The sequence below is a fragment of the Planococcus sp. NCCP-2050 genome, from assembly GCF_023708025.1.
Lineage (GTDB): Bacteria > Bacillota > Bacilli > Bacillales_A > Planococcaceae > Planococcus.
The window spans coordinates 315,040-327,789 of record NZ_BRCX01000001.1 but is presented as its reverse complement, the minus strand read 5'-3'; the positions used below and the strand labels follow the sequence as shown (position 1 = coordinate 327,789).

The window sequence follows — 12,750 nt, the reverse complement described above, 5'->3', positions numbered from 1 at the left end:
AAATCCACTAGAGAGTTCTTTTATAGAGAAAATTTCAGCCAGGAGTGAAGAAATGGAAATTACCTTATTGAAAGTCCATGGTTCTATGAATACATTTTATTTATTGGAAGGTACAGAAAATGAACATTACGATCAATTGACTCTTCAATTATCTCAGATGGATTCTTCTGTCGACGGGTTGCTGGTTGTTCTGCCTTCAGAAAAAGACCATGCGAAAATGCGGGTCTTTAATCGGGACGGATCGGAAGCATCGATGTGCGGCAACGGTTTGCGCTGTGTTGCACGCTATGTATGCGAACGGGATGGACTGGATGAAGCGGTGATTGAAACGATGAAAGCTTCATTAACCGTGAAAAAAGAGCAGCCGCTTGCAGATGGAAATGCCATGTATGCAGTGGAGATCTCACCGGTTTCATTTGAATTGGCTGATTTGCCGATGGCTTATCAAGGAAACAGCGAATGGCTGATGAAGCCGCTGAATTTTATTTCAGAGGAAATCGCTTTTTCAGCAGTGGCGGTGCCGAATCCGCATTTGATCGGTATTGTGCCAAAAGCTTATCAAGAGGACGATAGCCACCAAAGAAAATGGGCTGAAACGTTTAACGGCCCGAATGAATACTTTTCTGACGGCGTTAACGTCAGCTATGTGACGAAAGTGGAAACCGGAATTTTCGTCAAGACGTTTGAACGCGGCGTCGGCTTTACGAATGCATGCGGAACTGCCATGACCGCTTCAGCTTTAATTAGCTGTTTATCGGGTATTGTCCCTTACGGAGAAGTGACCGTCTACAATCCGGGAGGCATGGTGAAATGTACAGTGGAAAAAGATGGCGAAGACTTCAAGCTTGCTTTGTCCGGCAATGCCACATACCTTTCAAGCCATCGCTTCGAGTGGGCAGAAGAATTGAAGGGCAGCAAATTCCTTTCGGCAGAGACTTTTGATGAGCAGGAAGATTACGAGCGATTCATTGAGCAAGTTGCAGTGAAAGCTAAACAATTCGTTTAACAGAAAAGAGTGCTGCGTATGCGTAAACCTTTTACTATAGAACAATTGGACTTGTTGTATGGAAGCTCGGAAGAATTGGCTTTTTTCATGCGGCAAGAAGGGGATACTTTTATTTATGAGTATGTGAATCCGGCTTGCACGGCCGTTTTCAGGCAGGACCTTACAGGAGCTTCTGTTGACGACAGCATGCCAGCAGAATTAGCAGAGGAGATAAAGCGTTCTTATCAAACTGCCATTAAAATGAAGAAATCGTATACCTATCAGGATTATAATCTTTTCAGCGAGAACCATGCGGCTAATGAGACAAGAGTGACTCCGATTTTTGCTGCTGGTACTTGTTATATTCTGGCCATTACTAAAAATGTCACTCAGCAAAAAAAGGTGGAGGAGGGGTACTTGTTTTACCAATCTCTCATTCGCGACTCGTTAGACCCGATGATCACATTATCTTCGGACTTTACCATCTTCGGGATGAATGACATGTATGCTGAAACGTTCAATATCCAAAAAGAGCAATGGACCGGCAAACATTATAGCGAACTTCCATTTGTGGACGATTATACGTTTCAGAATATTACAGAAGAGCTGAAAAATTTTAAAGCGGGCGAAAGCCCACAGCATACCGTAATCAGCAGAAAGAAAAATAACGGCGAGACAGCTTTTTTTTCAGTTAATTACTCGCCGGTATACGAGGGCAAAGCCATCCGTGCATTCCACATCGTTTTGCGTGAATTGAATAATGCAGTGGAATTGATAGAAGAACTGAAGAAGACCGAAAATGTTTTGGAAAGTTACAAGGCCGCTTTGAATTATGCAGCTCTTGTTGGCATGTGGAAGCCGAACGGCAATATCGTCTATGTGAATGATAACTTCAAGAACCTGACAGGTTTTGAACGGTCAGAATTGATCGACTCAAACATAAAGGGAATCGGAAAGGCGTTCATGACAGACCTTGAATTCGATGAAATCACTAAAACGGTGCTATCCGGCGAGATTTGGCGCGGCGAGCTGAAAAGCTTAACGAAAAACGGCGGCCATTTCTGGGTGGACACGACCATCGTGCCATTAACCAGATACAACGGGAACGTATATCAACTGTTATCCATAATGTTTGATATCACCGAACGTAAAGCGTTAGAGCAGAAACTGCATTTCATGGCTTATCATGATGGGCTGACGAAATTGCCGAACCGGCTTTTGATAGTCCAAGAGTTTATGGAAATGAAAAAACGTGCAGATGAAACCGGGGATTGGATAGCCATACTTTATATGGACGGCGATGGATTCAAAGGCGTGAATGATAAATATGGCCACGATGTAGGCGATGAATTCATTTACCGCTTTGGCCAGTCTATCCAAAATAGTTTGCGCAAACAAGATATGGTGGCGCGGATAGGCGGCGATGAATTTTTAGTTGCGTTGGCAGGACTTGCTCCGGAAGATGCCGCCAACCAAATCGACCGGATCATCGATCGGATTAAGAAGGAATTGCAAATTGGCTGGGAAATCGAAGGCATCCATTTTTCGCCGACAGCGACAATAGGTGTTTCAATCTACCCTGAAAATGCAGTCGAGCTGGAAACATTAGTGAATCAGGCGGACCACGCCTTATACGAAGCGAAAAGAAATGGCAGAAATCTTGTTTTTTATTATCAAGGAACAGAAGAAAAATCCTAGGAAATCCCATTAAAATCGAGTGTTGAAGGCATGAAAGCGCTTTAAAAAGCTTTATGTGAATATTTTCACTAAAAACCATTGTTTTTTTTACTGGAAGTAGTAAGATTGATATGGAAATTTGTTCTTCAAGCCATGAGCGCCTTCGCTTTATGTATCTACGTTGGCGTGATAAAATATTGAAGGTACACATATAATAATAGCGACTGCCATAAGGCAAAATAGTTGGAGGTTTTTTAATGTCTAGCAATTATTCAGATGCAAAATCCCCATGGAGTTCCATTACAGGCCCGAACCTTGGCTATGTCATGGAGATGTATGACATTTACCAAGAATCGCCGGAATTGCTCGACCCGGAATTTGCAGAGATGTTCAAACAATATGGACCACCCGTTGAAAACAGCCAACCATCAGCAACTCAGGAAATTTCTGAGGCAGCAGGGACTGTTGAACCGAACAAATTCGGAAAAGTATTGGCTGCTGTGCAATTAGCAGAAGCGATTCGTGCACACGGCCATTTGGCGTCTGATATTTATCCGTTAAATGACCAGCCAAAAGATACTTCCCGTTTAGAACCGTCAGCGTATGGCTTAACAGAACAAGATTTAAGAGAAGTGCCGGTTTCATTGCTTCTTTCAGAAGCGCCTGGCAATGTATCAAATGGTTTAGAAGCCATTGCTTATTTGAAATCGCTTTATACGGACAAAGTCGCTTTCGAGTTTTCCCATATTGTTCAACCGCAGGAACGCAGTTGGATTCAAGCGAAAATCGAAGCTGGTGAATTTAAACCATCATTAGACCAAGAGAAGAAAAAAGAAGTTTTGGATCTCTTGACTCGTGTTGAAGGTTTCGAGAAATTCGTCCACCGTACTTTTGTCGGCCAGAAACGTTTCTCGATTGAAGGCGTAGACACATTAGTCTTGCTGATCGATGAACTGGTTCGTTTGTCAGAAGAAAAAGGAACAGAAAAAATCATGATCGGGATGGCGCATCGCGGTCGTTTAAATGTGCTTACACACATTTTGCATAAGCCATACGAAATGATGTTTGCCGGCTTTGCTCATGTCGGAGACGAAGCTTTCCTGCCTGAAGACGGATCTGTCCAAATTACAAAAGGCTGGTTCGGCGATGTGAAATACCATATGGGTGCGGCTTATACTTCACCTAAAGGAACGAACATCAAACTTGCTTATAACCCGTCGCATTTGGAAATCGTCAGCCCGGTAGTAGCAGGGCAAACACGTGCTGCACAGGAAACGACAAATCAGCAGGGCATTGCTGCAATCGACTCTAAAAAAGCTTATGCAATTTTGGTTCACGGGGATGCTGCATTCCCAGGACAAGGCGTTGTAACGGAAACGTTAAACTACAGCCGCATCCGCGGATTCCAGACCGGTGGTTCAATCCACGTAATCGCCAACAATCTAATCGGCTTTACGACGGAGCAATACGATTCCAGATCGACTCATTATTCTTCAGATCCTGCAAAAGGCTTTGAAGTTCCTGTAATCCATGTGAATGCAGACGATCCGGAAGCAGTTATCGCAGTTGCACGTTTTGCGTTTGAATACCGCGAAAAATTCGGCAAAGACATTTTGGTTGATCTGATCGGCTACCGCCGTTATGGTCATAACGAAATGGATGAGCCGTTAGTGACGAATCCGATGATGTACCATGAAGTCCATAAGCATGACACTGTCCGCGCATTATATGGACAGCAGTTGGCTGCAGAAAAAGTTCTTTCAGAAGACGATGTGAAAGCATTAGATGCTGATACACAGAAAGAAATGCAGGAAGCTTATGACCGTGTGAAGGAAAACAAAACAGACGACGCACCGAAATTGACGATGCCGGAAGCAGTCTTAAACGGCTATCCGGAAGTTCCGACTGGCGTCGATAAAGATGTACTTGTAAAAATGAACGAAGAATTGCTGACTTGGCCAAGTGATTTCTCCGTATTCAGCAAATTAGCCCGAATTCTGAAACGCCGTGAAGATCCGTTTAATGGAAAAGGCAAAATCGATTGGGCACATGCGGAAACATTGGCATTTGGTGCAATTCTGCAAGATGGCCATCCAATCCGTTTAACAGGGCAAGATGCGCAGCGCGGAACTTTCGCTCATCGCCACCTTGTGCTACATGACGATAAAACAGGGAAAGAACTTGTTCCGCTTCACCATATCTCTGGAGCAAATGCTTCTTTTGTCGTTTACAACAGTCCATTAACGGAATCGGCTGTTCTAGGGTTCGAATATGGCTATAATGTTGAAAATGAAAATGCATTGGTCATTTGGGAAGCTCAGTATGGAGATTTCGCCAATATGGCGCAAATGATGTTCGACCAGTTCATCTCTGCTGGACGTTCTAAATGGGGGCAAAAGTCTGGGCTTGTTATGCTTCTTCCACACGGCTACGAAGGCCAAGGGCCGGAGCACTCAAGCGCTCGACTTGAACGCCATCTTCAAATGGCAGCTGAAAACAACTGGACGGTAGCCAACTTGTCCAGTGCAGCGAACTATTTCCACATTCTTCGCCGCCAAGCAAAAATGCTGAGCGAAGAGGCAATCCGCCCGTTGATTATTGTTTCGCCTAAATCCCTGCTGCGCCACCCATTAGTAGGGGCGGAAGTGGATGATTTGACTGAGGGCCATTTCCAGACGGTTATTGAACAGCCAGGAATGGGAACAAAAGACAAGAAAGTGGAGCGCATTCTTTTCGCCAGCGGCAAAATGGCAATCGACTTGGCTGAACGTGTGAAAGATGGTAAAGGCTACGACTGGGCACATATTGTCCGTGTTGAACAGCTTTATCCATTCCCAGCAGAGAAAATCCAGGCAATTGTTGACCGCTACCCGAATGTCAAAGAGCTTGGCTGGGTACAGGAAGAACCGCAAAACATGGGTTCATGGACTTTTGCAGAGCCATATCTTCGTGAAATCGCTGCAGGCAAAGACGTATCGTATTACGGACGCATCAAACGCCAAAGCCCAGCTGAAGGCGACGGAGAAGCTCATAAAGCGGAACAAACTCGGATCATCGATGCGGCATTGGCAAAAGCGTAATCCTTTCACTAAGGGGAAGCTTTTCCTGTGCAGTGTCTGATACAATGAGATGAACGGTTAAGAACGGGATATTCTAAGGAGGAATTTTTTGTGGCAGAGATCAAAGTACCAGAATTAGCAGAATCGATTACAGAAGGAACGATTGCGCAGTGGCTTAAACAACCAGGCGAAACAGTTGAAAAAGGAGAATTCATCGTTGAACTTGAAACAGACAAAGTAAACGTTGAAGTGATTTCCGAAGAAGCCGGAGTTGTCCAAGAGCATTTGGCGCAAGAAGGCGATACTGTGGAAGTTGGACAAGTTATCGCGATCGTTGGCGAAGGTTCAGGGGAAAGCGCAGCAGCTGCACCGAAAGCCGAAGCTCCTGCAAAATCAGAAGAACCAGCTAAATCAGAAGCTCCTGCAACAATGGAAGCGAACGAAAAAGCACCGGCAATCGAAGAGCAATCTTCAACGGACCGTACAATTGCAAGCCCGGCTGCACGCAAATTAGCTCGTGAAAAAGGCATCGATCTTGCTGCCATTTCACCAGTTGACCCAATGGGCCGTGTTCGCGTTCAAGACGTGGAAGCTCACGGTTCTAAACCGGCTGCAGCGAGTGCGCCAGCAGCAAAAGCGGAAGCGCCAAAAGCTTCCGCTCCTTCTTCAGATGAAGAAAGCGGCCGCATTGTTCGCGAGAAAATGTCTCGCCGCCGTCAAACAATTGCAAAACGCTTGCTTGAAGTACGCCAGTCTACAGCGATGTTGACAACATTCAACGAAATCGATATGACAAACGTTATGGCACTTAGAAGCCGCAAAAAAGACAAGTTCCAGCAAGACCATGACGGAACTCGCTTAGGCTTCATGTCATTCTTTACAAAAGCGGTAACTGCAGCGCTTAAAAAGTATCCATACGTAAATGCTGAATTAGATGGCACTGATCTTCTATTGAAGCAATTCTATGATGTGGGTATCGCAGTTTCTACTGAAGAAGGCCTAGTAGTGCCAATCGTCCGCGATACTGACAAGAAAAACTTTGCTGAAATTGAAGAAAGCATTGCAGATCTTGCTAAAAAAGCACGCGATAAAAAACTTTCAATTGCCGATATGACAGGTGGATCATTCACAATCACTAACGGTGGTGTATTTGGTTCATTAATGTCAACGCCAATCTTGAACGGTACGCAAGTAGGGATTCTTGGAATGCACACAATCCAGAAACGTCCGGTAGCAATCGGCGATTCAATCGAAATCCGTCCGATGATGTACGTGGCTCTTTCTTATGACCACCGTGTAATCGATGGAAGCGATTCTGTTGGATTCCTGAAAATGGTAAAAGAATTAATCGAAAACCCGGAAGATCTTCTACTAGAATCTTAAGAAGTATTTCCTTTACAAAGGGAGCTCTGCATTTGCAGGGCTCCCTTTTCTTATGCGATGATAGATGAGAGAGCGGTTGAAGGCGGTGGGAACCATGGATATTAGTTTTTTTGTGGAATTAGTGAAGGAATATGGCTATGTCAGCATGTTCATTTTTAATTGGCTCTTGCTGTTCGGCTTGCCGATTCCAAATGAAGTGGCTGCCGCTTTTTCAGGGGTTTTGACGGAAGTCAGCTATTTTAAGCCGGTTTATGCGTTTATTTCCGCGTATCTGGGTCTGATCACGAGCAATAGCTTCGCTTATTTCATTGGGCGGCTGCTTGGCAACCGTTTAATACACCGGTTAAATCGCACGCGGCTAGCAGGCGTAATTTCCCGTTTTTCAGAGTTCCTTGAAAAGCATGGACCATTAGCGATTTCGTTTAGTTTCTTTTTGCCAGGAATCCGGTGGGCTATGCCGTATGTTGTAGGCGCGAACCGTTATCCTTTTGCATCCTACATGCTTTATGCCTATACCGCTGGCTTTGTCTGGATGCATGTTTATTTCAATATCGGACGGACGTTTCCATACGCTTACCAATCCATCCTTGAAAATCTTCAAATGTTTTTGATTGCGCTGTCAGTAATCATCGTTTTGCTGGTGTCGGTCCGTTTGCTTTGGAGCAAGAAAACCGGCAGCAATAAGCGCAATTGAATTTTTATCGTTTTTTCCTTATACTGAAGGTAGACATATAGAAAAGGATGAGGCATGTGATTCATAACGAATGGCTGACAAAAGAGACAATCCGTACAGTAACCTGTACCCATACAAATGCAGCGAAATTTTTGGTTTCCAATGTTTTGACTGAAGGCAAAACATACGAAGTGAAAAATGAAACGGAAGAATTCATCTTTGTCGTGGACAATACGGGCAAAGTTGGCGGATTTTACAAAACTTATTTTGAATAATGAATGAAAGCCGGTGCCAGCTCATCGGTTTTTTTCTTTGAAAAGAGGGAGAATACATGGCTTTAATGGATCAGGAAATTGATAAAAGAAATCGCACGGGCAAAGATTATGGCGATGACACAAAATTGATTGCGGCTGGAGGGTATATCGCTCCAGACGAAAATCTTTGGCAGGATATATTGGCAGCTGTCGTTTTGCAGAAGCCGGTGTTGCTAAAAGGGCCGACGGGCGCAGGAAAAACAAAGCTTGCTGAAAGCATATCAGCCCAATTTGGCCAGCCGATGCAAAGCATTAACTGTTCGGTTGATTTGGATGCAGAAGCGCTCTTAGGCTTTAAAACTTTAACTCAGCGAAATGGGGAAAGCCAGATTGAATTCGTAGAAGGCCCGGTCGTAAAAGCGATGAAAAATGGCCATTTTCTTTATATTGACGAAATCAATATGGCAAAACCGGAAACCTTGCCGATCCTCCACAGCGTATTGGATTATCGCCGCATGATGACCAATCCTTTTACAGGAGAAGTGATAGAAGCACATCCTGATTTTGGGGTGATTGCCGCTATAAACGAGGGCTATATCGGAACAGCTCCGATGAATGAAGCATTAAAAAACCGCTTTATCGCGTATCCGATCCCGTATTTGACAGGGGATCAATTGCAGCAATTATGGGACCGTGAATTTCCGGATGCGGATTCCGGCTTGAAAACTTTTATGCTCGATTTGGCATCGGACTTGATGAAACAAGTTCAAAATGGGCTATTGTCAGAAGAAGCAGCTTCTATTAGAAGCTTGCTCGACGCCACAGCGCTGGCAGAGCATATGGATACGCTGCGGGCGGTCCGTTATGCGATAGCCGAGAAGCTCGAAGATGAAAGCGAACGCGACTTGTTTATGGATCTCGCAAATACGTGGAAAAAGTAGGTGTGAAGTATGGCATCTGTCAATCGATTTATTCAGTTTAACAATGAAACCATCGATACGAAATTGCTGCATCAGATGGAAATGCTGGCAGGGGCGCTTGCAGATGCCCCTTTCCTGAAAGTGACTACACGCAAACTGCTGGAGTTCCGACCGTCCGAATCAGCGCTTTCCATTAGCGTGTTTTGGCGGCACCGGCCAAGGCAAATTGAGCGAAACGGCTATTTATCCGATATTTACTTGCTCGCGGCAGGTTATTGGCGCCATTTCAATTTGGGCAGTTGGCGGCGATTTCTGCAGGAAGAAAGCGATTTGCCCCATTTGCGGCAGCAATTGCTCCTCTGTGCTGAGGAGTTCCGGTTGATTGAACAGGTTATCGGAGAACGTCCGGGAACCCGTGAAGCTTTTGCGATTCGGGAAAACGTCTATGTCGAATACCATAAAGACCAGTACCGCCAAAATATGCAAAAAGGCTTTAAAGCCGAGGCATTTTTAAATGCTGCTTTTTTGGCGCTTCGCGGCCAATCTGTGGAAATGCACGAATCTTATAGTGAACTGTTCTTCTTCTGGTCAAGAATGTTCGATGCGAAGTCGACTGCCGACTCAGGGGCAGTTGTAGATAGCCTCATGGGACGCCTTGAATATTTACTTAATGAAGACATGGTGCTCAGCTATTATACATTTGGCGACTCGATCGATGAAGTTCCGCCGTTCCGCTATTACGACGGGATGGAAACAGAAGCATCAAAAGAAGAGGAAAGCATTGATACCATTGAAGAGTGGTTCCAGATGTGGCACCGGGAAACCGAAATCGATGCCTCTCCTGCCATGGAATTTGAACTGGATAAAGGTGACTCGCAGCTAGCGGATGGCGGCAGGGAAGACGACGGCAGCGGGGAACCGGAGCAAACTGCCCAAGGAAACTCTGCAGGAGAACATGTTGCAGATAACGATGAAAACGACCGGAAGATGGAAGATAAACCGAAAAAAGCCGCAGGGAAATTCGGTTCCGCCAACGCGGCGGTCGAATATACGGAAAAACGGATTGAATTGTCTGGTGATCACCGGCATGACATTGAAGGATGGAGAAGAAAGCAAGCGCCATATGTACGGGCTCTTTTAAAAGAGTTAAAAAAGAGAATGACGCAGCGCAGGCAAGAGCCGAGAGGGAATTTGAATGCAGGAAGGCTGTCGAGAAATTTACTGCCTTTGCTTATTGAAGAACGGCCCAAACCTTTTTACCGCAAAACGGCGCCTTCGAAAGAATTAGATGCGGTGTTCTGCTTGTTGATCGACGGTTCTGCTTCGATGGTGGACAAATTAGAGGAAACAAAGCAAGCGGTCTTGTTATTCCATGATGTTTTGCGGAATCTCAATGTTCCGCATGAAATTGTGTTGTTTTATGAAGACGCCTACGAAGCAAGTGAAGCTAGCCAGCCCAATTATTTCGAATGGATGCATAAATTTGAAGATGGCAGCCGCGACCATGCGCAGGAAATTTTTTCGCTGGAAGCCCATGAAGACAACCGGGATGGCTTTGCGATCCGATGGATGACGGAACGCCTTCAGCAGCGAACCGAAAAACACCGCTTTTTACTGGTCTTTTCAGATGGTGAGCCTTCTGCCTATGATTATGCTGAGAACGGTGTAGTGGATACGGCAAACGCTGTTTTGGAGGCGAAAAAAAGCGCCATTGAAGTGCTTCATCTGTTTTTGAGCAGCGAGGCAATTTCTGAAGAGCAAGCTTCGTTTTATCAGATGATGTACGGCAATAAATCAGTCAGTGCAGATTCTTTGGAGCAATTTGTAGAGCAGACTTTGCGCTTGCTGAAACGGACATTGCATTTAGTGATCCAGTCCGGCTGATCTGTGGCAGAGATAAAAAATCCTCGGAAGCGATGTGCTTCCGGGGATTTTTTAAAGTTTATGGGCGGTTGCCTTCACGATCGTCTTGGATGGACAATAACCGTTGCTTTAGGTCTTCTTCCATGCGGCCAATTTCAATTTCTGCCGCTTTGCGGTTTTTGCGTCCTTCCGCTTGGATGCGCAATGTTTCTTCAATCGTCGTTAATAGATTTTCCTGCGTCTGTTTCAGCGTTTCGATTTCTACCAAACCGCGTTCATTTTCTTTTGCAGTTTCAATCGAATTGAGTTTCAGCATCTCTGAGTTCTTCAATAGCAATTCGTTGGTCGTGGAAGTCACTTGCTTTTGTGCTTCGACCGCTTTCATCTGGCGGTTCAGCGTCAAAGCGATGGCGATCTGATTTTTCCATAACGGGATCGAAGTCATGATGGAAGACTGGATTTTCTCAGCCAAGGTTTGGTTTGTTTGCTGGATCATCCGGATTTGCGGTGCACTTTGGATGGTGATCTGGCGGGATAACTGCAGATCATACAACCGTTTTTCCAAGCGATCCAAGAATTGCGCCATATCGTTTACTTCCTGGTAAGCCATTTGGTCATTCGACTGTTCCGCTTTTTTTCGCAGGGCAGGGATGGTCTCGTTGAGAATTTCATCGCGTTTTAGTTCAGCTGCTGCGATGTAGACATTCAATGCCTGGAAATAGGTTTTGTTTTGGTCGTATAATTGCTCAAGCATTTGAACGTCTTCCAATAGCCCGCGTTTCGAGTGGTCCAATTGGACGCTGATGCGGTCTACTTGTGTGCTGAGCTTTTGGTATTTTGTCATCATTTCCTGTACGGAATATTTTGCCTTAGCGAATAATTTGCGGAGGCCAGAGCGTTTTTCCTGGGAAAGTTCTTCCGGATTCAATTCCTGCAATTTTTTCATCAGGTCATGGAGAACATCGCCAACTGGCCCGATGTCTTTTTGCTGCACATGGTCGAGCATCTTATGCGAAAACTGCCCCAATTGATTTTGGGCATTGGCCCCATAAGTTAAAATGGCCTCGTAATTGCCTGCAGGAATCTGCTTGGCCAGTTCACGCGCTTTTTCCTGTTCGTCTTTAGTCAGACGTTCCATTAAAGCGACGGGGCGGCCGTCTTCGCGTTTTGTCAAATTCACTTCTTCTTTCATAGGTTCCATGCCGAATGGGTTGCCTAGCAAATCATCCAATTCACTTTGATTCGATCGATTTTGTGTCATGTTCCACGTCTCCTTCATTGTCTGATGGCGCTTCTTGCACGAGCAATTTCTGATTATTGTGCTGGTCTACCGTCAACCGGGCAAAATCAAGTTCCATCCGAAGTTTCTCCACATCCGTAGACAGCACTTTCTGCAAATCCCGTTCCATTACACTGGTCATCGACCGAAGTGTTTCGCGCGTATCCTGCAGTGCAATTTTCAAGTCCCGATCTTTTACCGGCTGGCCGACAAGAAGCGTATACTTCTCGGTCAATTCCAATGCCGTATCCAAATGGGAATAAAAGAATGATTCCACTAGATAAAATTTCCGGGGATTCAATTGGACTTGCTGCACGATTTTATTCGAGAACCGGGTCAATTCCATCAATTGCTTGAATGATGCAATGGAGCGCACACGGTAATAATTTCCTTGGAGCTGTTTGATTTTGTTTTTTGCTTCTTTTACTTGATGGCGGATATGCTTATATTCGCTCCGGGTCATTCCGAGTTTCTTGGAATCGGAGGAGAATTGTATTTGTTTGACCGTCGTATTGCTGGCGATATAGGTTCCGGCTGCTACTGCCCCTGAAGCGATCAGGCCGATTTCAGCACCCATATACAGCACCGGGAACATCACTGTCATAAGCGGCAGGCTGATAGTTTGCCGTTTTATGAAGTTTTCAAAAGCCTTCATCG

The 12,750-nt window shown here is 45.1% G+C and carries 10 protein-coding genes; 8 read left to right on the top strand and 2 right to left on the bottom strand.

The features are described from left to right. Positions 1-52: 52 nt before the first annotated feature. The 8 genes from dapF to NFU07_RS01645 all read left to right on the top strand — a co-directional run bounded on the left by dapF (position 53) and on the right by NFU07_RS01645 (position 10,835). A complete protein-coding gene (gene dapF, locus NFU07_RS01680; protein ID WP_251473795.1) occupies positions 53-1,006 on the top strand; it encodes a diaminopimelate epimerase in 954 nt (317 codons plus the stop codon). An 18-nt stretch (positions 1,007-1,024) separates the two neighbouring features. After that, positions 1,025-2,683, top strand: a complete 1,659-nt coding sequence (locus NFU07_RS01675) for a sensor domain-containing diguanylate cyclase (RefSeq protein WP_251473793.1) — start codon at positions 1,025-1,027, stop codon at positions 2,681-2,683. Positions 2,684-2,919: 236 nt separating this feature from the next. After that, positions 2,920-5,742: a 2-oxoglutarate dehydrogenase E1 component gene (locus tag NFU07_RS01670; RefSeq protein ID WP_251473783.1), complete on the top strand. Its 2,823-nt coding sequence runs from the start codon at positions 2,920-2,922 to the stop codon at positions 5,740-5,742. A gap of 90 nt (positions 5,743-5,832) precedes the next feature. Then, on the top strand, positions 5,833-7,104 hold the full coding sequence (odhB, locus tag NFU07_RS01665) for a 2-oxoglutarate dehydrogenase complex dihydrolipoyllysine-residue succinyltransferase (RefSeq protein WP_251473780.1): 1,272 nt from the start codon (positions 5,833-5,835) through the stop codon (positions 7,102-7,104). 94 nt (positions 7,105-7,198) lie between these two features. Beyond that, entirely contained in the window at positions 7,199-7,798 is a 600-nt protein-coding gene (locus NFU07_RS01660) for a DedA family protein (RefSeq protein WP_251473778.1), read from the top strand. A gap of 56 nt (positions 7,799-7,854) precedes the next feature. Then, the gene (locus NFU07_RS01655) at positions 7,855-8,052 is read left to right on the top strand and encodes a DUF6501 family protein (protein WP_052651494.1); all 198 of its coding nucleotides are present in this window, start codon (positions 7,855-7,857) and stop codon (positions 8,050-8,052) included. Positions 8,053-8,117: 65 nt separating this feature from the next. Then, positions 8,118-8,972: an ATP-binding protein gene (locus tag NFU07_RS01650; protein ID WP_397443714.1), complete on the top strand. Its 855-nt coding sequence runs from the start codon at positions 8,118-8,120 to the stop codon at positions 8,970-8,972. Positions 8,973-8,981: 9 nt separating this feature from the next. After that, positions 8,982-10,835 carry a vWA domain-containing protein gene (locus tag NFU07_RS01645; protein ID WP_251473752.1) on the top strand — a complete coding sequence of 618 codons (1,854 nt, stop codon included), beginning with the start codon at positions 8,982-8,984 and terminating at the stop codon, positions 10,833-10,835. A gap of 58 nt (positions 10,836-10,893) precedes the next feature. Here NFU07_RS01645 and NFU07_RS01640 read toward each other — a convergent pair whose 3' ends face one another. Together NFU07_RS01640 and NFU07_RS01635 are read right to left on the bottom strand one after the other, a co-directional pair. Next, a complete protein-coding gene (locus tag NFU07_RS01640) occupies positions 10,894-12,075 on the bottom strand; it encodes a toxic anion resistance protein (RefSeq protein WP_235196349.1) in 1,182 nt (393 codons plus the stop codon). Beyond that, complete coding sequence (locus NFU07_RS01635; RefSeq protein ID WP_251473734.1) at positions 12,047-12,748, bottom strand: 5-bromo-4-chloroindolyl phosphate hydrolysis family protein; 702 nt, start codon at positions 12,746-12,748, stop codon at positions 12,047-12,049. The genes NFU07_RS01640 and NFU07_RS01635 overlap by 29 nt, the downstream gene beginning before the upstream one ends. Positions 12,749-12,750: the final 2 nt, after the last annotated feature.

What these genes read in the sequence shown, in the direction of transcription:
- dapF (WP_251473795.1), top strand. Translation starts at nt 53, where the DNA reads ATGGAAATTACCTTATTGAAAGTCCATGGTTCTATGAATACATTTTAT.
- NFU07_RS01675 (WP_251473793.1), top strand. Translation starts at nt 1,025, where the DNA reads ATGCGTAAACCTTTTACTATAGAACAATTGGACTTGTTGTATGGAAGC.
- NFU07_RS01670 (WP_251473783.1), top strand. Translation starts at nt 2,920, where the DNA reads ATGTCTAGCAATTATTCAGATGCAAAATCCCCATGGAGTTCCATTACA.
- NFU07_RS01660 (WP_251473778.1), top strand. Translation starts at nt 7,199, where the DNA reads ATGGATATTAGTTTTTTTGTGGAATTAGTGAAGGAATATGGCTATGTC.
- NFU07_RS01650 (WP_397443714.1), top strand. Translation starts at nt 8,118, where the DNA reads ATGGATCAGGAAATTGATAAAAGAAATCGCACGGGCAAAGATTATGGC.
- NFU07_RS01645 (WP_251473752.1), top strand. Translation starts at nt 8,982, where the DNA reads ATGGCATCTGTCAATCGATTTATTCAGTTTAACAATGAAACCATCGAT.
- NFU07_RS01640 (WP_235196349.1), bottom strand. Translation starts at nt 12,075, where the DNA reads ATGACACAAAATCGATCGAATCAAAGTGAATTGGATGATTTGCTAGGC.
- NFU07_RS01635 (WP_251473734.1), bottom strand. Translation starts at nt 12,748, where the DNA reads ATGAAGGCTTTTGAAAACTTCATAAAACGGCAAACTATCAGCCTGCCG.